Genomic DNA, 22,148 nt, shown 5'->3' on the forward strand with positions numbered 1-22,148 from the left:
TAATAGGTAATTGGTAATGGGTAATGGGTAATTGGTAATGGTAAGCAAGATGAAGAATTTAGTTTTTGACTAGTTTTTGACAGCGACAATGCGAATTCGCCAATAGTCAGCAATCCAGGTACCTTCTTGATATAAAGTCGGACGTAACATTTCCTCTACTTTGCTAATTACTTGAGTTTTTTCTTCTGTGGTAATTCCCGTGAAGAAACGATCGCAGAACATCTCAATCCAGTTTCTTAAACCTGCTTCTCCATCAGCTAAAGGTGTTGGACGAGGAACTAAAACAGCATAATTTACATCAAGACCATGTTTTTCTAACTTATTTGCATACTCCCCAATACTGGGAAAATACCAAGGATGATCTTGAGTAATTCCAATATCCTTGAGTGCTTGGGATAGAGCAGTAGTTATTGCTTGAACATCTCCTTTACCACCAAACTCTGTGACAAAACGTCCACCTACTTTGAGAGATTTAGCAATGCGATCGATTACTGCATCAGCTTCTGGAATCCAATGTAGAGTTGAATTAGAAAAAACAGCATCAAAGGTAGTATCAAACTGGAAATTTCTGGCATCAACAACATTAAACTGTAAGTTGGGATAGTTCTGTTTCGCCTTTTCAACCATGTTTTCAGAACTATCAATTCCCATTACTGTAGCCCCACTTTGGGAAATTTTTTCTGTTAACTGTCCGGTTCCGCTACCGATATCGAGGATATTTTCTCCCGATCTGGGAGCAAGTAACTCTAACAAATCTCCTGCATTTTGCCATACAAAACTGTGCTTACCCTCATAAAGAGTAGCTTTCCAATTATTCTTAATCATACAAAAATTCCTTAGTTCTCTTGTTTAGACCGCTAACAGTTGATAGTTGAAGGTTAAGAAAATTTCTTAGGTTTAATGATGTTGCTACGCTTACACCAACATGCATGTAATCTCTGTAACAACCTTACTTTTACAATAAATAAGCTTTTAAATAATGTCCAATATATTTTTCACTACCTATTAATATCTAAAATATATTTATTGGGTTAGAGGGAATGGAGAACAGCAGTGCGTTAGTGTAACTTCTCCCTCCTGGGACAACCCCGCAACAACGCAAGTTACAATTCGGCTTTTAGCGACCCCGCAGGGTGGGAATGCGCACCAAGACAGGGAAAAAGATTAAAAATATTTACTTGTTACTTATTACTGTGCGCTGTCGCGCCCCGCTTCGCTAACATTACTTATTACCCATTACCAATTACCAATGACCCATTACCAATTCCTCAAAATATGGAATTAAGACACCTGCGATATTTTGTGACATTAGCAGAAGAATTACATTTTGGACGTGCTGCTCAAAGGTTACATATTGCTCAACCACCTTTGAGTCAACAAATTCGCCAATTAGAAAATGAGTTAGGTTTTGAACTTTTTTATCGCACAAAACGCCAAGTGCAATTAACTGAAGCTGGAGAAGTTTTTCTCCATGAGGTTCAGCACATTTTTCACCAATTAGAACAAGCGATCCAAACGGGAAGACAGACAAGTCGAGGAGAGAAAGGAAAGTTAGTAGTTGGTTTCGTCAGTTCTGCTGCGTATAACATTTTGCCCGATATTTTACGAGAATTTCGCAGTCATTTTCCCGATGTAAGTCTAGAATTACACGAACTAACTACAGACGAACAATTACGACAACTTGATACAAATCAAATTGATGTGGGTTTTGTGCGTCCCCCGGTCAATGAAGATAAATTTGACTGGAAACAAGTTTTTCAAGAATCGTTGATGGTAGCAATTCCACAAACCCATCCACTAGCAAATGAACCGGTGGTAAGTTTGAAGTCTTTTATTGACGAACCCTTTATTTTATTTCCCCGGTTTCTCGCACCTGGACTGTACGATTCTGTTATTAGTCTTTGTCAGCAAGCGGGTTTTTGTCCCAACGTGGTTCAAGAAGCGATCCAAATGCAAACTATTGTGAGTTTGGTTGCTGCAGAGATGGGTGTAGCTATTGTCACAGAGTCTTTGCAGAATTTACAACGCACAGGCGTGGTTTATAAACCTTTGCTGGAAGCAACTCCACAGGTCAGCATTGCGATGATTTGGCGGAAAAATAATACTTCTCCTAGTTTGGAGAATTTTTTGGTGATGTGTTGTGGTAAGGTGGGTAGCAATTATTAGGGGAATGTAAAAACGCTATATCGCAGATTCTGGAGTTTGGGTAATTTTAGCAACTCTATTTTACCCTCATTAATAATCTGTATTTTTAACTCATAACCTTAGTTTATCAGGCGTTTTATTGACTTAAATACCAACTCTTAGCTTTTCCCTTAAAGGTTGGAGTTCGGAACGAGTATTTTTAACAAGGGAAATTGCTATTTGTACGTCCTCATTGGTAGTAAACATCTTTTCTTCCCCAGAAATACTTATTTGCTGTGCTTGTTTCATAGCTGCTAGAGATGCAGCTATTTCCTCCTGATATGCTTGTTCAATTTGTTTTTCAATTTTGGTCATTATTTGAGCGTATATATCAGTGATTTTTTCCAGGATAGAATCTTTCAATTCTGGTATGTATTCTTGTAGTTTTTGACGATAAGTAATCGCATGTTTTGATTTTTCTGACTCTGTTTTTTGATGAATAAATAAATTAGTTAAAAGCTGCGGAATTTCATCAATACCTATTTCATTTATTAATAGATTTAAAGTATCTATGTTTGTCCATATAACATCCTCCAAATTAGGAGAGTTTACTGAACCTAAATCTACTTCTATCTTGGGAATATCAGCAAACTTGCGAACACCTTCAAATATAGATGTTTTGGTTTTTTCAGTAATTTTGATTATAGCTGGTTGATGAATATTGAGGCATTGCTCAATAGCTTGACGTAATTTATCTGTTAAGAAAAAATGAAAGTTTGAGCGAATTTAATTTAAGTCAAAATTAGTAATAGAAGCGATTGCTTCAGTTTCTAACCTCCCGATAAATTCATCTATCCAGTGAAGACTTTGCTCGCGTAGTTTAGAGATTTCCTCCCTCATTTCTTGCTTATATTTATCAATTTCTTGATATAAATTTGATGCATTATCTTCACACTGTTTGATTGATGCTTCTAGACGTAACTTATCTGCTTGCATTGCATTACTTAGAAGAACAATCTTAGATTCAACTACTTGTAATAGCCTTATCATTTGAACCTTGTATATGTTTAGCTGGATGCTAAATTGACTTATGCAGTTACAGTGGCGTTTTATTCTCTTAAGCGTAAGTATTTCAAAATTATCACTTGACTAGACGACTTCATGCTAGAGCCTTAAAGGGTAAAAGGACAGATGGTTCACGTCCGGATAAGCGAGGAAAAATGTCACAATTACCTCTGCGTTGATATAAAATTTTTGTTACTGCTCCCTCACATTATTTTTAAGTATCAGTCTTCAGATAAAATGTAAATACTGAATACATGACTTTAGTCACACTACAACAATCACTTTAGTCATGAATTAATTTAGGAATTTTGATTGATGTAATACTCGAATAAAATTTTTACAATGAAGTTGTTAGTAAAAATTAATTATTGCTTGACAAATTATACGAATAAACATTGCGTTTAAAGCCTTTGTAATAAGTATTTTGATTTATTGTCTATTTTATTGAATAAAAAATAGCATAAAAGACTTTAATACAATTCGTAATTCTAAAAACATATTTAATTAATGTATGTCAATAAGAAATTATTTTTTACAGTTTAAATTAAAGCTTTTTTACACATTAATAATATCGAAAATTAATTATTTGCTCTCATAATCAATGGAGTTTTGTAGTATTTTTAAATAGGTTAAATAAATGAAATTAGATTCTTCACAAGATAAACAAGGGAATCAAAATAAAAAATTTCTCGAGCCACTACCAGTATCAAAAAAAAATAATAAAAATAATTGGTTATTTTGGGCGCTGATAATTTGCTTTTTAGTAGGGGGAAGCTTTATTACTTATCGTCAGTTAGTTATTATTCCCAGGCGAGAAGCAAGAAGAAATGCCCAAACACTGCTTGTAGAAAGGGGAAACCTGGCAGTTACTATTGCAGCAAATGGTACCGTTCAAGCTCAAATGTCAGTTAATGTCAGTCCCGAAAGCTCAGGTACCGTAAAAAGCTTAAAAGTAAAAGAAGGGGAGCGAGTTAAGCAAGGACAGGTTATTGCTCATATGGATAACTCTAACCTTCAAGGTCAACTTATCCAAAGAAAAGGGGAGCTAGCACAAGCCGAAGCGAATCTGCAAAAGCTAATTGCAGGTAATCGACCAGAAGAAATTAATCAATCACAAGCCCAATTAGAACAAGCTAAAGCGAATCTGCAAAAGTTGGTTACAGGTAATCGTTCCCAAGAAATAGCCCAAGCAGAAGCAAGATTAAACAGCGCTCGGGCTACCCTCAACCAAAAGCAAGCTGATTTCAGCAGTTACGAGCAACTATACAAACAAGGAGCTATTTCCCGAGAAACTTTTAACCAAAAAAAAGCCGAACTAGAAACCGCTCAAGCACAGGTAGCAGAAGCACAACAAGCCCTTGACTTACAAAAAGTAGGGACCCGACAAGAAGAAATCCAAGAAGCACAAGCACAAGTCAAACAACAACAGCAAGCTTTAACGCTTCTCAAAGCAGGTACCCGTTCAGAAGAAATTCTGCAAGCCCGTGCTCAGGTTACTTCTGCCCGTGGTTCATTGCAATATATTCAGAATCAGGTTGATGACGCTATTGTTACGGCTCCCTTTGACGGACAAATCAGCAAGATATATGCCGATCCTGGTTCTTTTGTGACTCCTACGACGTCAGCAAGTACTGCTACCTCTGCTGTTTCTTCTTCTATATTGTCCTTATCTTCCGTTAAAAAAGAGATTATCGCCAATGTAGCTGAGGCAAATATTGGCAAAATCCGTTTAGGTCAAAAAGTGATTATTAAAGCTGATGCCTACCCACAAAAAAAATTCGAGGGTAAGGTATCGCAAATTCTCAGTGAAGCCACTATCGAACAAAATGTTACTAGTTTTGAAGTCAAAGTAGCACTGGTTTCTGAGGAAGCTCAAAAAATGCTCTTGTCGGGAATGAACGTGGAAATGGAATTCCAAGTTGATGGAGTAGAGAATGTGATTGTTGTCCCCTCTGTAGCGGTTGTTCGGCGAAGAAATGCAACTGGTGTTTATGTTGTCGAAAGCAATGGCAAACCAAGATTTAAAGTAATTGAAACCGGCGTTGCTGCGAATGGCAAAACAGAGGTTAAAGCTGGCTTAAAAGGAACAGAAAAAGTATTAGTTAACTTTCCTCCCGGTTCCCGTCCCAAGTCAAGGCGTCGCGGTCTACTACCGGGTGGTGGTTCTAGGAGTAATAAGTAATAAGTAATAAGTAATAAGTAATAAGTAATAAGTAATAAGTAACAAGTAATAAGTAATAAGTAATGAGTGATGTTAGCGCAAGCGGGACGCGTTATAGACAGCAAAGCTGTATGACTACGTCACGCAATACCTACGGTACGCTACGCTAGCAACGCTAACATCCGCTAGGATGCGGGCAAACACAAAGTGTTAGCAAGGCGGGGCGTAAGCACAGACAATGAGCGTGTCTACAGCGCACAGTAATGAGTAATAAGTAATGTTAGCGCAAGCGGGGCGCGACAGCGTACAGTAATGAGTCAGAAGCCAGGACAGATAGCGTCCTTATTAATAAATATGTTTTTTTTTCGTCCTCCCCATAAAGGCAGAGTATCAAATCTAGAAATTTTCTCCATGGCAGTTGAGGCACTATGGAGTAATAAATTACGCACAGTACTAACCATGCTAGGTGTAATTATTGGTATTACTTCGGTGATTGCTATTACTTCCATCGGTCAAGGGGTGCAAAAAGGAGTCGAACAGCAAATTTCAGCCTTAGGGACTGATGTTTTACAAGTTAGGGCTGGTGCAGCTAGAAGTGGGAATATCCGTCAAGGGTTGGGTTCGAGTAGTACTCTAACTTGGGAAGATGCTCAAGCGATCGCTAGTCAAGCCCCTTCAGCAAATGTTGTCTCTGCTTATCTACAACAAAATACCCAATTAGTATATGGTGGTGAAAATACCTCAACCACTGTCTACGGCACAGATTTAAACTACCCAGAAGCAAGAAATACCTTTCCCGAACAAGGCAGATTTTTCGATCAAGAAGAATTAGATATCGCCAAACAAGTAGTTGTCCTTGCTCCCACGGTTCAAGAATCACTTTTTGCTACTGGTGTGAATCCAATTGGTAAAAATATTCGGATTCAAGGAGAAGCTTATCAAGTGATTGGGGTGATGGAAGCTAAAGGTTTCCAAGGTCCTCGAGATAGAGACGATGCAGTGTACATTCCTCTGACAACCATGTCAGCCCGAATAGTTGGTAATAATGCTTTAACAGGTGTTTCCGTAAGTGGAATTTATGTCCAGAACAGTAATCAAGAAGCTTTAAATGCAGCTCAATTCCAAGTCACTAATCTTCTTCGTCAACGACATAATATTTATCCCCCGGAAGAGGATGATTTTAGTATTAGGAATCAAGCCGAACTTATAAGTACTTTAAGCAGTGTTCTAGGTTTATTGACCTTAATGGTGGTAGCGATCGCGGGAATTTCCTTGTTAGTTGGTGGGATTGGAATAGCCAATATTATGTTAGTTTCTGTGGTTGAGCGCACCCGAGAAATAGGAATTCGTAAAGCAGTCGGAGCCACATCTTCAGCCATACTCACTCAATTTTTAACAGAATCGATATTTATTTCTATTGTTGGTGGTGCGATTGGAATTTTTAGTGGAGTTGCGATCGCAATTATTGCTTCAATCGTATTTGAATTTCCATTAGTTATCTCGGTCTTGTCAGCGATCGCTGGTGTTGGACTTTCATTTCTAGTCGGTTTACTTGCAGGAGTTATCCCCGCGAAAAATGCTGCGAAATTAGACCCGATAACAGCTTTGCGCAGTGATTAGGAAATGAGTAACAAGTAATAAGTAATAAGTAATGTTAGCGAAGCGGGGCGCGACAGCGCACAGTAATAAGTAATAAGTAATAAGTAATAAGTAATAAGTAATAAGTAATGAGTAAATTTTCGCTCCTGACTTCTGACTCCTGTTAGCAAAGCGGTGCGCTACCGCGCACAATTCTGACTGATAACTGATAACTGATAACTGATAACTGATAACTGAAAATGATTTGGATGGAATCAATTACTAAGGCTTATATATTAGGAGAAGTGGAAGTTCCGGTTCTCAAAGAGATTAATTTATTTATTGAAGAAGGTGAATATGTAGCAATTATGGGAGTATCAGGTTCGGGAAAGTCAACATTGATGAATATTATTGGTTGTCTGGATCGTCCGACATCTGGATTGTATACCCTTGAAGGTCGAAACCTAACTAGCCTTGATGATGACGAATTAGCGTATATTCGCAACCAAAGAATAGGTTTTGTGTTTCAGCAATTTAATCTGTTAGCACGAGCAACAGCTTTAGAAAATGTGATGCTACCAATGATTTATGCTGGTTTTTCTAAATCTAAGCGTCGCGAATTCGCCCAAGAAGCTTTATCTAGAGTTGGACTTGCAGACAGAATGTCAAATCGTCCCAGTCAACTTTCGGGGGGACAACAACAACGGGTTGCGATTGCACGAGCTTTAGTTAATCGACCTGCGTTAGTTTTAGCAGACGAACCAACGGGAGCATTGGATACTAAAACTTCCCATGAAGTGATGGATTTATTAACGGAGTTGAATCACCAAGGAATTACAGTTGTACTTGTGACTCACGAACTAGATGTAGCGGAAAAAGCAAAAAGAACCATCCGAGTTCAAGATGGTTTGGTTGTAGTTTGATCAATAGGGAATAGTTCTTTTATTATTCTTTACCCTTATTGACTCCTCTACAGACGTAGCACGCTACGTCTCTACTTCCAATAAATCAACCAAAAACTGGATTTAACCGCTTGAGAGCGCGACCTACCACATCGCTATATCGCAATTCACCACAAAGAATTTTACCCATAACCTGTGGAGCCGAAGGACGTTTAACGCCTACTTTATAGCCAATACCGGGGAAATGATAGAAGACATTAGCTAATTTTTGCGCCCAAGCCATATCAGTACCCCATTGTTCGTTGATGATATTGGAGTACTCTTCTAAAGCATTAATATCTCCTGTAACAGCTTTATGAATTGCTTCTGCTGCTTTTAAACCACTAAAAATTGAAGGTCTGATTCCTTCTGCAGTAAATGGGTCAACTACACAAGCAGCTTCCCCTGCTAAAACAGCACGTTCGGTATGCAGTTTTTGAGTACCATTCCACAAAGAAATTCCATAACCGTACTGTTTATAAGTTTGGACATCCAAACCAAATTTATCCCCGTATTCCTGCAAAATCTTTTTGAAGTTTTGGGATTTTCCACCAAGAAAGCTACCGATACCAATGGAATAACCATCTGCTTTGGGAAAATTCCACAGGTAACCGTTTTTAACCATCCCAAACTCAAAGTGAGCGATATTCGCATTCTCTACCTTTGCTGCAGCTTCAGTTTCCAAAGCGCCGACTAGACAACGTTTGCGTTCCTTAAAACCCAACCATTTCGCCATTGGTCCTGAAGTACCATCAGCAGCAATTAAATAACGACCGCTGAAGGAACCATTAACTGTATTGACTTGCCAATGGTCACCTTTAAATTCAATACCAGTAGCTTTAGTATTATCTCTTAGTTCAGCCCCTTGTTTTTCAGCTTGTTTAACTAAAAAATGATCGAATATATCTCGTCGCACCATCCATACTGGTTCAGGAGTTTTTAGTTCCGCTTCCACCGGATCACCCATATTCCAAGTACAGCGAATGGTGTTAGCCTTACTGGAAATTGCCGGACTGAAATCAAAATCAAACCATTGAGCAATCATCGGGGATACACCACCACCACAAGGCTTATATCTGGGTAATGATTCTTTTTCTAAAACTAATACTGAGTTTCCCCGTTTTGCTAAATGATATGCAGCTGTTCCACCTGCTGGTCCTGCGCCGACAATAATGCAGTCATACATATGCTTGTAGTTTTACTCCTGAGTCAGTTAAGTGTCGGTAGAATGCTCCGGAAGGCTTTTATTACTGTTGTGAATTATCAACGAGTATCAAAAAAATCAGCGAACACTCATGGATATTACATAGTGAACGCCAAACATACAAGTCATTTATATTACATTATTCTCGTAAGCGCTAGTACTGTTCTATTTTGTAGCTTTTTTACCTCTTATATTTACTCAGTTAAGAAATGATTTTTTCTGAGATTTATTAATAACTAAAATTATTAATAACTAAAATATTGGCAGTTTATTTCTTTCTTCACTTAAAGCTTGCATACTCGTATCAGAGTTAGTACTTATAGTATCTATATAAGAAGATTTATAATTATTTTGATTTTCTGTTAAAAACCAGTGATGTTGGAATTTCTCTGTAGTTTCTTCAAATAAGAGAATAAAATCACCAACTTGGATCGTATCACCACTATTTAAAATATATTCTTGGTTCAGTTCAACTTTTTGATGATTGATAGATGAGCCATTAGTACTCGCAAGGTCAGTAAAACAATAATTATCTTTAAATTTAAGGATAATAGCATGAACGCGACTAATTTCTGGACTGTTGAGAATTAAGTCACACTTTGGATATCTACCAATTAAGTATCGTTGTAATTTTTCTGTTTTTGATAAGAGTATTTCTTTTTGGAAGACTCCTGTAAATTTATTAAAAGCTATTATTCTCATAATTATTGAAACTCTAATTTTATTGATGATTATAAGTTAATTATTAATTTATTATTTATTGTTATCGACTGTAAAAAATAACAGTTTTAATTTTAAATTTATCAATGTAGTAATTCTAGACAGATAAAACCCTACACAGATAACTTTTGGTAACAATATATAAATTGGATTAATTATTAGTATCGGTTATTAACCTGAGTTCTTGCTGATTGTTACCTGAGAATTAGTTAAGAATTAAATGAGAGAACTGAGAAAGGTAAGTGGTTTTTAAGGAAACACAACAGAAAATAGGGATACTGATAACTTGCAACAGTCTCAATAACCGCCTTGGAACAAACTCCCAGGCTAATAGACGAACTCTGCTAAAGCAGACTAGGTAAGGCTTGTAGCTGTCTTCTATACTGTGTTAACAAACATGTCAACACCCGTATAGAAGATGCACCATTTTTATTCGGCTTCCTCCCCTAATGCTGACGCATCGCTTCCGCTAAGGGGAGGCTAGGAGGGGGTTTATCCCACACTTCCCTTACGGGTACGATGTGGGGCTTACGCCGTTTTAACTAAGTAAGGTGACTATGTTAGGGTTGACGTGATTTGTATAAATGGTTGTGACAAAAAAACTATTAGACTTCGCACTGCAATAGATCAACTTATGAGTTGGTAATTTCAATCTTCTAATTTCTTTATCAACTAACAACAGTTCCCCGAGTTACACCCAACTGACTTTGCAATCTCAACTCTCGCCACAATTGGGAACCTGTAATGTATCCTTCGAGTAATTGCTGATAAAGATGTATTGTTTGGGTTACCTGCTCTGGAGTTTCATTCACACACTCAACTCGGAAATTTTGTAAACCAAGTTTGATTAAATGTTCTACGTACTCAGCACCAGTTTGAGCGGTACCATTAAATACCGTATTTCGACAACCAGCATCAGCTTGGAGAATATGTTCCGTACCCACGCGATCGCGAAGTTTAACTTGATGTTTTTCACAAGGACGACCGCAATCCCGAAAATCAATCCCTTCGGAAAGAAAGGCACAAAACACACAATGTTCCATATGAAACATCGGCATATGTTGGTGAATTGTTACTTCAAACCATTGGGAAGGAGCACTTTTCAATAAATCTTCAAGCTGATTAATATTAAGGTCATAGGAAGCGGTGAGACGTTCTAAACCGAAACGATTTTTAAAGTAATCTGCAGTTAGAGCGTTAGCCACATTTAAGGAAAAATCCCCAATACAATTTTCTCCAGCAAAATACCGTAAATGGTCGTAGCTACGAATCAAATAACCATCCGCATTACTGGAACGAACCTGCTGTAAAATCCAGTTTTCTGCTGGTTTGGTAATTCTCGGAGGTGCAACCCAGATTTGAGGGGATGGGTTAGGGGATGAATAATTAGAAAATTGAAGATGAGAAGATTGACGAACTATTTGGACAGCTTGTTTATATTTACGCGGGTCTTCAAATTCACAGTAAATGGTTTCGATTCCTGCTTTGAGTGTTGCTTCAAGTTGTTTAAGGTTACGAACTAAAACAATCAACTGAGGAGAAGGAAGTATAAGAGAATCCTTAACAGGAAGTAAATCTGATAATGAAGCGTTTTCGTTAATTTTCCAGAGCTTGGGTTGAGTTCGTAATTCTTCCAGTCGAGCGACAATTTCCCGACGCATTTTATTTAATTCACTCACTGGTAACATTAATTCACCTTCGAGGTGATTTTTCAACTCTCCCAAACAAAATGGAGTATTACCCAAACGTCCAAACTGTTCTTGTAAACGTTCCGTGGAAAGGGGCTTATTGCGAGCTTCGACCAGCGTAATTGATGATTTAACTTGCACCACATGACCGATTTCATCCCGTGCAATTGCGACTAAATTTTCATTTAATTCCCCGTATAGTTCCACAAAAATCGGACGCTGAAATTGGGGTTTTTCGCTAGCAAAACTCTGACGCACTTGCTTATCTAATTCTGGATCGCTGGTCTTCCAAATGCGATCGCCAATATGAATTTTTCTCAGATTTAAATCTCGTTTTCCAAAACGCAGTATAGTATCTTTTCCTTTACGCAATACCCCATAAACTCGACCCCCTTCTTCCTTCCTTTCGGGATGACCGCAATCAAAAACCACACCATCACCGGCTTTCACTGGCGCTTCCAAGCGGATCGTTATTTCTTCTCTACCCACCTGTTTAACTTCACCTAGATATACCCCACGCTTTTTTCCAAAGCGAGCGTGAACTAACTCTTGATTATTAATTCCTTCAAACCATCCCGTATATAAACCCCGAGAAAATGCCATTTCTAGGTTGTAGTGTTCTTGATTTCCCTTTTTAATCAGGGTTTTTTGTTGATTTTCAGGGATATCGGGAATATCTTTGATGACATTGTCTAATGCTTGTCGATAAACTCGGGTGACATTAGCAACATACTCAGAAGCTTTTAACCGTCCTTCAATTTTCAAACAACTCACCCCAGATTTTACTAACTCCGGGATAACTTCCAAACCCGCTAAATCTTGAGGACTAAGTAAATATTTGCGATCGCCCAAGTTTACTATTTCCCCATCTGATATTAAATCGTAAGGCATGCGACAAGCTTGAGCGCACTCACCACGGTTTGCAGAGCGTCCTCCCAAAGCTTCACTGGTTAAACACTGACCGGAATATGCGACACATAAAGCACCATGAACGAATACTTCTAAAGGTAAAGACTTTTGATGGGAATTCTCTACACTGATCTGCTGCTGTATTTTATTAATTTCTTTAATGGAACATTCCCGCGCCAAAACCACCAAATTACAACCAAGTTCCTTCGCAAATTCCACCCCAACTGCACTAGTAATCGTCATTTGAGTAGAAGCATGAATGGGAAAGTCAGGTGATATATGACGAATCAGACGACAAATTCCCACATCTTGAACGATGACTGCATCTACCCCAGCAGAAATAATTGAACGAATATATTGTTGTGCATCTTTCAGTTCTTGGGGAAAAACTAAAGTATTGAGAGTGACATAACCCTTAACTCCCCGCAGATGGAGAAACTCCATTAATTCGGGTAAATCCACCTCAGTAAAATTTTCTGCTCGCATGCGCGCATTAAACTTATCCAAACCAAAGTAAATTGCATCCGCTCCGTTTTCTACAGCAGCTTTCGCACATTCCCAGTTACCTGCTGGAGCGAGAAGTTCGGGAACTTGAAGGTTATGAACCTTGGAGGTTAGAGAGTTAGGTTTGGCTGTCATGACACTGGGAGAAGTAGCTACACCTTAGTGATTTTATCGTTGTTGGCAAAAGATGGTGGATTGTCTTTCTGAGCTTCCAATCAATAATCGGCTGAGGAAACTGTCTTTCTCCTGGAATATTACACAAGTTTTAAATTTGTTATATCGTAAATATTGGAGATAAATTGTTTTTGCTCCAATACTTCTACCTGTAAGCTTTATGCAGCAGAACCAATGGTTCTCCTTGACAGAGGCAATTTGCAAACCTCTGGTAGTGACCCCTGATACACCTGTAGTCGAGGTTATCGGTTTGATGAGTCAGGGGTGGGTTGGAAATTGCCGACTAGATAATTATGATTCCCCTTCAGATGAAAATTTGGTTATCCAAGAAAATACTAGCGATTGTGTTTTAATCATCGATGATAGACAGTTAGTTGGTATTTTCACAGAACGAGATGTAGTGCAACTAATTGCTGCTGGGAGAAACTTAAAGGGAATAACTATTGCAGAAGTGATGAGCCGAGAACTGGTTGTTCTTAAAACTAATGATACTAATCAAGATATTTTTGCCGCCAGAAATTTAATGCGTCAACATGGCATTCGTCATCTACCCATTATGGACGAGTGTGATCGAGTCTTGGGAACTATCTCCTCTGAAGGAATACGACGGGCGCTGCGTCCTACCCAATGGCTAAGATTTTGCAGAGTTCGTGAAGTGATGAATGTCCAAGTAGTACATGCACTTCCAACAGTCTCCGTGTTAGATGCAATTAAATTAATGATTTATCATCATGTTAGTTGCATTGTCATTGTACAGGAAGTAAGGGGAAATAGAAAATATAGTAATTCTGGGGTTTCTAACTTACTCCCGATTGGAATTATTACTGAGCGCGATATTCTACAATTCCAGAGATTAGAGTTAAATTTAGAATCTACCCAAGTAGAAGCGGTGATGAGTGCGCCCCTTTTTCTTGTAAGTCCAGAAGATTCTCTATGGGTGGTACAGTCCTTAATGCAGCAGCACCGAGTGCGAAGGTTAGTAGTTGCTAACTCCGAAAAAGAGCTAGTGGGAATTATTACACAAACTAGTTTGCTACAAGCACTAGACCCAACTGAAATGTATGGAATTTTAGAATTATTGCAGCAAAGGGTGGGGGAGCTAGAAACAGAAAGAAAAGAGCTTTCGCAAAGTTACACTACCCAATCTCAACTTTATCGAGAAACACAAAAAGCATTAGAAGAACGTCAGCAAGCAGAAAAAGCACTTCAGCAAGAAAAAAATTTAATATCTGCGATTTTAGACGTTGCTGCGGCTTTAATTGTTGTACTCGACCGAGAAGGTAACATAATCCACTTTAACCAAACCTGTGAAACAATCACGGGTTACAGTTTTGCAGAAATTAGAAATAAGCAGGTATGGGATTTCATACCTCTAGAAGAAATAGAAACTACTAGAGAAGTTTTTGAAGAGCTTAAAAGAGGTGAATTTCCCAATCAAAACGAAAATAATTGGCTCGCAAAGGACGGTAGTCGCCATCTTATTTCTTGGTCAAATACTTGTTTGATTGATGATAATGGCTCAGTAAAATATGTTATTGCCACTGGAATTGATATTACTGAAAAAAAGCAACTCGAACTACAGTTTCTCCGCACACAACGTTTGGAAAGTATTGGTACTTTAGCAGGTGGTATCGCCCATGATTTGAATAATATTCTCACACCAGTTTTAGCAATTGCCCAACTTTTACCACTCAAACTACCCAAAACTGACAATCAAACTCAGTATTTATTTGAAATGCTGCAAAATAGTGCTAGAAGGGGAGCAAATTTAGTTAAGCAAGTATTGTCATTTGCACGCGGTGTGGAAGGCGATCGCACAACATTGCAAATTAAGCACATAATTTCTGAAATTAGAGAATTTGTTTGTAACACCTTCCCTAAATCCATTGAGATTGAAGTGAGTATAGCCAGGGATTTACGCCCTATTTATGCTGATGGGACACAGTTACATCAGGTATTCATGAATCTTTGTGTTAATGCCCGCGATGCCATGCCCAATGGCGGTAAATTAATTATCGGTGCGAAAAATATCGAACTAGATCGAAACCATGCGGCTATAAGTGCAAATAGCAATTTGGGAGATCATGTTGTAGTTACAGTTTCCGATACAGGGATAGGAATTCCTCCAAAAACTTTAGAAAGAATTTTTGAGCCGTTTTTCACCACCAAAGAACAAGGTAAGGGTACAGGATTAGGACTTTCAACCGCACTTGGTATCATCAAAAGTCACGGTGGTTTCATCAATGTATATAGTGAAGTGGGAAAAGGGACTCAATTCACAGTTTATTTACCAGCAGTACACACAGTAGAAACCACACAAAATCGCCAAGAAGAAGCATCAATCGGAGGGGGAGAATTAATTCTTGTTGTAGATGACGAAGCAATAATTAGGCAAATCAGCAAAACATCCCTGGAAGAATATAATTATCAAGTACTTACAGCCAGTAACGGAATTGAAGCGATCGCACTTTATGCCCAATATAAAGATGATATTAGTGTGGTTGTAATGGATATGATGATGCCTTCAATGGATGGTTTGACTGCGATCTATACCTTGCAGCAAATCAATCGCGAAGTAAAGGTTATTGCTGTTAGTGGACTACCCTCAAGTGAAAAAATAGCTACAGCAAATCAGGCTGGAGTTAAAGCATTTTTAGCTAAACCCTACACTAGCCAAGAACTGTTGAGGAATTTACACTTGGTAATTCATAATCCGTAATTTTCCCAATCAAAGATATCAAAAAGCCTCAAGCCTAAATCCAAAAAAATATTTGCGATCGCCCAAATTTACTATTTCCCCATCTGAAATTAAATTGTAAGGCATGGGACAAGTTTGAGCGCACTCACCACGGTTTTCAGAACGTCCCCCCAAAGCTTCCCTAGTCAAACGCTGACCGGAATATGCAACGCATAAAGCACCATGAACGAATACTTCTAATGCATGAATTGGTATAAAAGCCTAAAAAATGGGCAATCAGGAAGATTACACAAGCCTTTAATTTGTTGTATCCTAGAATATTAGAGATTAATTTTTCTTGCCTCAACACCTCTAATAATAAGGTCTATGTCCGTAAACCAATGGTTCTCCTTGGAAAAGGCAATTGAGCGTGAACCTTTGATTGTTACCCCTGACATAACCATAGTTGAAGTTATTGGTTTGATGAGTCAGGGGTGGGTGAGAAATTGCCCCCTGGATAATGATAATTCCACAGATGATAACTTTCCTGTTCGGAAACATTCCAGCAGTTGTGCTGTAGTAGTTCATGATGGACTATTAGTTGGTATTTTCACCGAGCGAGATGTGGTGCGGCTGATTGCTGCTGGTAGAACACTACAGGGAATAACTATTGCAGAAGTAATGAGCCGAGAACTTGTTACTCTGAAAACCGATCGTACCAATCAAGATATTTTTGCTGCCAGAAATTTAATGCATCAACATGGCATTCGTCACCTACCGATTATGGACGAGTGCGATCAACTTTTGGGAATCATCTCCTCTGAAGGAATACGACGACAGATACGTCCGACCCAATGGCTGAGATTTTGTAAAGTTGCTGAAGTGATGAATTCCCAAGTCGTTCATGCACCTTTAACGGTGTCTTTAATGAATGTCATTAAATTAATGGCTAATCATCATGTTAGTTGTGTGGTACTCGTACAGAAAGTAAAGGAAAGGGTACAAAAGTTAACAGGAAATGAGGAATCTAGTGATACTGAGGCTTGTGCTTTACTCCCAATTGGAATTATTACTGAGCGTGATATCCTGCAATTTCAGAGATTGGAGTTAAATTTAGAATTTATCCAAGCACAAGCGGTGATGAGTGCACCACTTTTTCTGATCAATCCGGAGGATTCTCTTTGGGCTGTACAGTCTTTAATGGACTACCACAAAGTACGCCGGTTAGTAGTTGCTAGTTCGCAAGCAGAACTGAGGGGAATTATTACACAAACTAGTTTACTACAAGCACTTGATCCAACTGAAATGTATGAGGTTTTAGAATTACTAGAACAAAAAGTAGAGGAACTAGAAACAGAAAAAAGAAAGCTTTCAGAAAGTTACACAACCCAATCTCAGCTTTATCAGCAGACACAAAAAGCATTAGAAGAAAGTCACAAGGTAGAAAAATCACTCCGAAAAGAAAACAATTTAATATCTACAATTTTAGATGTTGCTGCAGCTTTAATTGTTGTACTTGATAAGGAAGGAAAAATTCTCAGCTTTAACCAAGCCTGTGAAATAGCCATAGGTTATAGTTTTGAAGAAGTTGAAAGTAAACAGGTGTGGGATTTAATCGTTCCAGAAGAAATAGAAACTACTATAGAAGTTTTTGAGCAGCTGCAAAGAGGTGAATTTCCTATTCAATACGACAACCATTGGATCGCGAAAGATGGAAGTCTCCGTCTGATTACTTGGTCAAACACTTGTTTGATTGATAATGATGGTTCGGTAAATTATATTATTGCAACTGGAATTGATATTACTAGAGAAAGCAAATTGAGACTCAGTTCCTGCGCACCCAATATTTAGAAAGCTAGATAAAGGTACAAAAACAATAAAAATCGTTAAGATATTCTTTGACTGCTAAGTGCTGAAAACCCTACTGCAGGGGAATAACTCTCCACTTCTCCTTAATCCAGCTTTTATCATTTGGCACAGAATTAGCAAAATATAAGTAATACTTGTAGTACATGATCATAAAAAATCGATTTCAAAACTTCAGTCAGCCTAGGTTTTAAGAAGCTGCACCGCGAATAGTTTATTTCTGCTGGAATTTTTTTTGAATTCAAAAAAATTATATTGAAAACCTTGTTCACAGTTAGCAATACTCACACTGAACATGAGGTTTATCGCCAAGCTTCATAAAACTAAGCCACTAAATAGAAAAGTTGGCTGGGAAAACTTTTCTGTTCCAGGAGAAGGAGAAGCGAACCTATGGAAACAACAAACTCTATTGGAACCTATTTAATTGAAAAACTTTATCAAAATGGAGCACATCACGTTTTTGGTGTACCTGGTGATTTTGTCCTAGGATTTAACAAACTTTTAGAAGATAGCCAGATCGAATTTATTAATACCTGTGACGAACAGGGAGCCGGTTTTGCAGCAGATGCATACGCTCGCTTAAAAGGATTAGGTGCTGTTTGCATTACCTATAGTGTTGGTGGATTAAAGATTGCAAACACCACAGCGCAAGCATTTGCAGAAAAATCTCCAGTTGTGGTTATTAGTGGTTCACCCGGTACAAATGAACGTATAAAAAATCCCTTACTACATCATAAAATCCGTAATTTTGATACGCAGTACAACATTTTCAAAGAACTCACCGTTGCTTCAACAGTACTGGATAACCCCAAGACAGCTTTTGAAGAAATTGATCGCGTGCTTGCTGCAGCCAAAAGGTATAAACGCCCAGTTTACATCGAAATCCCCCGGGATATGGTCAATAAACCGGGAAATATAGACTATTCTTTGGATCTGCAGCCACAAGTTAGTAACCCTGAAGCTTTAGCAGAAGTCTTGAGAGAAGCTGCAAACAAAATCAACGCAGCCAAACAACCCGTAATTCTTGCTGGTGTGGAAATGCATCGATTTGGATTGCAGGAAGAATTACTCAAGCTAGTCGAAAAAACAAATATCCCGATCGCAGAAACCCTGTTAGGAAAATCAACAATTAGCGAGATGCACCCCAATTATATTGGTATCTATGAAGGTGCAATGGGGAATAAGTTTACACGTGAATATGTCGAATCCAGCGATTGTTTGATTATGCTGGGTACCTTTTTATCTGATGTTAACTTGGGTATCTTTACTGCTAATCTCGAACCTAAATATTCAATCTACGTAACGAGCGAGAAAACATCTGTCGGTTTTCATAGTTATGATGAAGTTTATCTTAAGGACTTTGTTCTCGGGTCACTCAAAGCAAATATCCATCCTCGAGAACTCAATGTTCCTAATGACTTTAAGCCTCCAAGAGATTTCTCAGTCATCAGTGGTAAACCAATAACAATCGCCAGATTATTCGAGTGCTTAAACTCTTTCTTAAGCAAAGATACTATCGTAATAGCCGATGTTGGGGATGCATTGTTTGCAGGTTCGGAGTTATTTGTCTACGATAAAACTCGATTTTTATCACCTGCTTATTATGCTTCTTTAGGATTTGCTGTTCCTGCTAGCATCGGAGCTCAGTTTGCTAATTCTAGTGTTCGTCCGTTAGTGCTAGTCGGTGATGGAGCATTTCAAATGACGGGAATGGAATTATCAACTATTGTTCGTTATGGATTAAATCCGATTGTAATTGTTCTAAATAACGGTGGTTACGGTACAGAGCGTCCAATATTAGACGGTGCATTCAATGATATTTTGCTGTGGAAATACAGTCGAATTCCAGAGGTATTAGGTGCAGGTCTAGGATTTGACATTCAAACTGAGGATGAACTAGAAACAGCCCTACTGCAAAGTCAAACACACTCTGAAAGTTTCTGCATTTTAGATATTCATTTAGATCCAGAAGATACATCACCCGCTCTCAAGCGATTAAGCCGCGCATTAGGAGAACGCGTACAAAATTAATCTCCCATCACAACATAATATATTTTCTGTAGGGGCGCACCGACGTGCGCCCTATCAGTAGTCTATTTTGTACATAACTTCACACGACATCATTTCTTCGAATTATTTTCTCGAATTTCTTCCCCACTTCTTATTGTGAATAAACTGTGTTACTCGCCAATACAGCAAATAAACCAACAACATTAAATCTAATATCAATTCAAATACAGCAAATTCTCTACCATAGTATCGGGGGTCCCAATAGCTGATTGGACTATTAAAACGAATGCTCCACTCAAATGGAAAAAATAATAATGGTCCATCATCAGCATGAGTAAAAATATCTACAGTGGTATGAAATAGACAAGCTAGTAAAAACCAAAAAAACCACCTTTCCCAGCTACCAATATGTTTTCTCTTGGGAAATGCGATCGCCAAACCTGATAAGAGCAAAATAGGCGAGTGCAACAAATTACAAAGCCCTAACCATAAAGGATGATGAAAATACAATTCGTCAAACATCAAACGAAAAGTATCGCCCATACTCCAACCTAGAATTAAGTGGTAATAAATAATGCCACCAATCGATAACATCCACAATGCAATATCAGGAGCAACCGAACCCAGTAAAAAAGCAGATTTGACAATCGGAACTCGCTTTAAAACCTTATCTAATCCGGCTGTCATCAGAAAATGAGAAGGAGTATTCATGCTTTTTACTAGCAACTAAAAATACTTGTTCTTCACTTAGAATACGCGAAAATAATTAATTTTGAACACGATATCTTCCTCCCCTTGGGGAGGTTAGGAGGGGGTCACTTGGGGAGGTTAGGAGGGGGTCACTTGGGGAGGTTAGGAGGGGGTCACTTGGGGAGGTTAAGAGGATGTTAAGAAACTTAGGACGGTGTCATTTACCAAAGTTTTCACCACAAACAAAGCGAATAAAACTGCACTAACCCAAAGAAATACCACTCAATTCCTGAAACAAACTAGTTGCATAAGAATCAGTCATTCCGGAAATATAATCCGTAATTTTTAGAATTTTGCTATAGGTATCTTCATCACTATTAGATCGATATTCTTCCGGAAGCAGGTAAGAAATTAACTTTCCTTTCTCACTATTTGTGAGAGCTGCATTGACAAACTTCGCAAATAATTTACCTAAAATTTCGTACCCAGCAATACGAATCCTTAAAACATCTCGATGCTGGAAAACTTTGCTAGCGATCGTTTTGCGAATTTCTTCCATATTTTGTGCGTAACTTCCCAAAGATAATAAATCTCGATCAAACTCTCCGGAAAGGATTTTTGGTTCGTAATCTAGGAAAATTTCTGCAGCTTTAGTGACAAGCTTATTAATGGATTCAGCCCGTAGATGCTTAATAATTTCTGCTTCCTCTTTATTCTTTAAGTTAAGACCTGCAATATCTTGAAGTAAATTTCGGGCTTCATGAAAGGAAAGATAACCCATGCGGAAAGCATCTTCAATATCAACAATCGAATAACAGATATCATCAGCAGCTTCCACCAGAAATGCAAGAGGATGTCGCGACCACCAAGCAACACTATCATTACGACGAATTAATCCAACAGTTTCAGCCACTTGAGTAAATAAATCTTTTTCAGCTTGAAAGAAACTATATTTTTTAACACTGCTACCAGAATAACCATTAAGTATATGTTCGGGAATAAAAGATTCTCTGGGATATTTTGTAAAAGCCGCTAAAGTTGGACAGGTAAGCTGCATTCCCCCTAAACGTGGCGACATTTCTAATTTTGCGATTGTTCGAAAACCTTGAGCGTTTCCTTCAAATAATTCAAAATCAGCCTTTTGCGAATCATTGAGCAACTTCTCAACTGAATTGTCATAATTCCCAAACCAAGACTCGAATCCAATTTGGATTGCATCTTCACCAGCATGACCGAAGGGTGGGTTACCAATATCATGGGCTAAACAAGCAGCAGAAATAATATCGCCAAAATCTGCAGCACTAAAACCATCTCGGTCGAGCTTGTGTCTGTTAACGATTTCGCAACCAACCATTCTCCCTAAAGAACGACCAACACAAGAAACTTCCAAACTATGGATTAGACGAGTGCGAACGTAATCGTTGGTGGAAAGAGAAAAAACTTGGGTTTTATCTTTAAGACGACGGAAGGGAAATGAAAAAACTAAGCGATCATAATCTTTCTGAAAACAGGTTCTATCCCAGTGGATATCTTCTGACTCTGATTTTCCCAATCTTTGTGGAGTGAGAAGTTTTTTCCAATCCATAATTGATATTTTGTGTAGATATTACTCAGATAAATTTATTTATCGAAATTAATTAGCAAAAATACATTGTTATTCTAGTGATTTTCTCAACTAGCAAACAAAAAATTATCCTGACATTACTCAACTCACTGTTGAAGAAAGAAAAACAACCAAATAAAGTATGTAGATTTGGACTATGCGATCGATAAGTGAAACTTCATACTGAAGCAAATTTGTATAAGGGAACAAAAAAACTGTGTGTAAATCTTATTT

At 38.2% G+C, this 22,148-nt stretch carries 16 protein-coding genes and 1 pseudogene; 8 read left to right on the forward strand and 9 right to left on the reverse strand.

Features of this window, described 5'->3' with window-relative positions:
• Nucleotides 1-69 precede the first annotated feature (69 nt).
• Entirely contained in the window at nt 70-825 is a 756-nt protein-coding gene (locus BC008_RS12230) for a class I SAM-dependent methyltransferase (RefSeq protein ID WP_027846364.1), read from the reverse strand.
• A gap of 450 nt (nt 826-1,275) precedes the next feature.
• On the opposite strand from BC008_RS12230, the gene BC008_RS12235 reads away from it, so the two are divergent.
• Nucleotides 1,276-2,166, forward strand: coding sequence for a LysR family transcriptional regulator (locus BC008_RS12235; protein ID WP_027846363.1), 891 nt, complete (start codon nt 1,276-1,278; stop codon nt 2,164-2,166).
• A gap of 123 nt (nt 2,167-2,289) precedes the next feature.
• Here BC008_RS12235 and BC008_RS12240 read toward each other — a convergent pair whose 3' ends face one another.
• Both BC008_RS12240 and BC008_RS12245 read right to left on the reverse strand, forming a co-directional pair.
• Nucleotides 2,290-2,721 (reverse strand): hypothetical protein, encoded by a 432-nt coding sequence (locus tag BC008_RS12240; protein ID WP_027846362.1) that lies wholly within the window; start codon nt 2,719-2,721, stop codon nt 2,290-2,292.
• Nucleotides 2,722-2,910: 189 nt separating this feature from the next.
• Complete coding sequence (locus BC008_RS12245; protein WP_027846361.1) at nt 2,911-3,174, reverse strand: hypothetical protein; 264 nt, start codon at nt 3,172-3,174, stop codon at nt 2,911-2,913.
• A gap of 652 nt (nt 3,175-3,826) precedes the next feature.
• Here BC008_RS12245 and BC008_RS12250 point away from each other — a divergent pair.
• From BC008_RS12250 to BC008_RS12260, 3 genes are all read left to right on the forward strand, one after another.
• Nucleotides 3,827-5,371 carry an HlyD family secretion protein gene (locus tag BC008_RS12250; protein WP_027846360.1) on the forward strand — a complete coding sequence of 515 codons (1,545 nt, stop codon included), beginning with the start codon at nt 3,827-3,829 and terminating at the stop codon, nt 5,369-5,371.
• 333 nt (nt 5,372-5,704) lie between these two features.
• Nucleotides 5,705-6,970 carry an ABC transporter permease gene (locus BC008_RS12255; protein WP_027847029.1) on the forward strand — a complete coding sequence of 422 codons (1,266 nt, stop codon included), beginning with the start codon at nt 5,705-5,707 and terminating at the stop codon, nt 6,968-6,970.
• Between the two features lie 218 nt (nt 6,971-7,188).
• A complete protein-coding gene (locus tag BC008_RS12260) occupies nt 7,189-7,851 on the forward strand; it encodes an ABC transporter ATP-binding protein (protein ID WP_027843211.1) in 663 nt (220 codons plus the stop codon).
• Between the two features lie 85 nt (nt 7,852-7,936).
• Here the strand turns inward: BC008_RS12260 and BC008_RS12265 are convergent, their stop codons facing one another.
• The 3 genes from BC008_RS12265 to BC008_RS12275 all read right to left on the reverse strand — a co-directional run bounded on the left by BC008_RS12265 (nt 7,937) and on the right by BC008_RS12275 (nt 13,029).
• A complete protein-coding gene (locus BC008_RS12265) occupies nt 7,937-9,055 on the reverse strand; it encodes a geranylgeranyl reductase family protein (protein WP_027843212.1) in 1,119 nt (372 codons plus the stop codon).
• Nucleotides 9,056-9,325: 270 nt separating this feature from the next.
• Nucleotides 9,326-9,775, reverse strand: a complete 450-nt coding sequence (locus BC008_RS12270; protein WP_058183435.1) for an FHA domain-containing protein — start codon at nt 9,773-9,775, stop codon at nt 9,326-9,328.
• 686 nt (nt 9,776-10,461) lie between these two features.
• Entirely contained in the window at nt 10,462-13,029 is a 2,568-nt protein-coding gene (locus tag BC008_RS12275) for a U32 family peptidase (RefSeq protein WP_027843213.1), read from the reverse strand.
• Nucleotides 13,030-13,228: 199 nt separating this feature from the next.
• Here BC008_RS12275 and BC008_RS12280 point away from each other — a divergent pair, with 199 nt between their 5' ends.
• Nucleotides 13,229-15,787 (forward strand): CBS domain-containing protein, encoded by a 2,559-nt coding sequence (locus BC008_RS12280; RefSeq protein WP_058183436.1) that lies wholly within the window; start codon nt 13,229-13,231, stop codon nt 15,785-15,787.
• Nucleotides 15,788-15,835: 48 nt separating this feature from the next.
• Here the strand turns inward: BC008_RS12280 and BC008_RS46370 are convergent.
• A pseudogene (locus BC008_RS46370) lies at nt 15,836-16,006 on the reverse strand (U32 family peptidase); the annotation flags it as partial.
• Between the two features lie 126 nt (nt 16,007-16,132).
• Between BC008_RS46370 and BC008_RS12285 the strand changes: the two are divergent.
• The 3 genes from BC008_RS12285 to BC008_RS12290 all read left to right on the forward strand — a co-directional run bounded on the left by BC008_RS12285 (nt 16,133) and on the right by BC008_RS12290 (nt 19,642).
• The gene (locus BC008_RS12285) at nt 16,133-17,596 is read left to right on the forward strand and encodes a CBS domain-containing protein (RefSeq protein WP_058183437.1); all 1,464 of its coding nucleotides are present in this window, start codon (nt 16,133-16,135) and stop codon (nt 17,594-17,596) included.
• Between the two features lie 310 nt (nt 17,597-17,906).
• A complete protein-coding gene (locus tag BC008_RS52070) occupies nt 17,907-18,035 on the forward strand; it encodes a hypothetical protein (RefSeq protein WP_268768206.1) in 129 nt (42 codons plus the stop codon).
• The gene (locus BC008_RS12290) at nt 18,002-19,642 is read left to right on the forward strand and encodes an alpha-keto acid decarboxylase family protein (protein ID WP_027843215.1); all 1,641 of its coding nucleotides are present in this window, start codon (nt 18,002-18,004) and stop codon (nt 19,640-19,642) included. Before BC008_RS52070 ends, BC008_RS12290 begins: the two co-directional genes overlap by 34 nt.
• Nucleotides 19,643-19,744: 102 nt before the next feature.
• Here BC008_RS12290 and BC008_RS12295 read toward each other — a convergent pair whose 3' ends face one another.
• Nucleotides 19,745-20,332, reverse strand: a complete 588-nt coding sequence (locus BC008_RS12295; protein WP_027843216.1) for a metal-dependent hydrolase — start codon at nt 20,330-20,332, stop codon at nt 19,745-19,747.
• A 241-nt stretch (nt 20,333-20,573) separates the two neighbouring features.
• Nucleotides 20,574-21,896, reverse strand: a complete 1,323-nt coding sequence (gene dgt / locus BC008_RS12300) for a dGTP triphosphohydrolase (RefSeq protein ID WP_027843217.1) — start codon at nt 21,894-21,896, stop codon at nt 20,574-20,576.
• Between the last annotated feature and the right edge of the window lie 252 nt (nt 21,897-22,148).

Source organism: Mastigocoleus testarum BC008 (genome assembly GCF_001456025.1).
Classification (GTDB): domain Bacteria; phylum Cyanobacteriota; class Cyanobacteriia; order Cyanobacteriales; family Nostocaceae; genus Mastigocoleus; species Mastigocoleus testarum.

Coding starts and splice junctions, on each gene's coding strand:
- BC008_RS12230 (WP_027846364.1), bottom strand. CDS start 825: ATGATTAAGAATAATTGGAAAGCTACTCTTTATGAGGGTAAGCACAGT.
- BC008_RS12235 (WP_027846363.1), top strand. CDS start 1,276: ATGGAATTAAGACACCTGCGATATTTTGTGACATTAGCAGAAGAATTA.
- BC008_RS12245 (WP_027846361.1), bottom strand. CDS start 3,174: ATGATAAGGCTATTACAAGTAGTTGAATCTAAGATTGTTCTTCTAAGT.
- BC008_RS12250 (WP_027846360.1), top strand. CDS start 3,827: ATGAAATTAGATTCTTCACAAGATAAACAAGGGAATCAAAATAAAAAA.
- BC008_RS12255 (WP_027847029.1), top strand. CDS start 5,705: ATGTTTTTTTTTCGTCCTCCCCATAAAGGCAGAGTATCAAATCTAGAA.
- BC008_RS12260 (WP_027843211.1), top strand. CDS start 7,189: ATGATTTGGATGGAATCAATTACTAAGGCTTATATATTAGGAGAAGTG.
- BC008_RS12265 (WP_027843212.1), bottom strand. CDS start 9,055: ATGTATGACTGCATTATTGTCGGCGCAGGACCAGCAGGTGGAACAGCT.
- BC008_RS12270 (WP_058183435.1), bottom strand. CDS start 9,775: ATGAGAATAATAGCTTTTAATAAATTTACAGGAGTCTTCCAAAAAGAA.
- BC008_RS12275 (WP_027843213.1), bottom strand. CDS start 13,029: ATGACAGCCAAACCTAACTCTCTAACCTCCAAGGTTCATAACCTTCAA.
- BC008_RS12280 (WP_058183436.1), top strand. CDS start 13,229: ATGCAGCAGAACCAATGGTTCTCCTTGACAGAGGCAATTTGCAAACCT.
- BC008_RS12285 (WP_058183437.1), top strand. CDS start 16,133: ATGTCCGTAAACCAATGGTTCTCCTTGGAAAAGGCAATTGAGCGTGAA.
- BC008_RS52070 (WP_268768206.1), top strand. CDS start 17,907: ATGAGGTTTATCGCCAAGCTTCATAAAACTAAGCCACTAAATAGAAAA.
- BC008_RS12290 (WP_027843215.1), top strand. CDS start 18,002: ATGGAAACAACAAACTCTATTGGAACCTATTTAATTGAAAAACTTTAT.
- BC008_RS12295 (WP_027843216.1), bottom strand. CDS start 20,332: ATGAATACTCCTTCTCATTTTCTGATGACAGCCGGATTAGATAAGGTT.
- dgt (WP_027843217.1), bottom strand. CDS start 21,896: ATGGATTGGAAAAAACTTCTCACTCCACAAAGATTGGGAAAATCAGAG.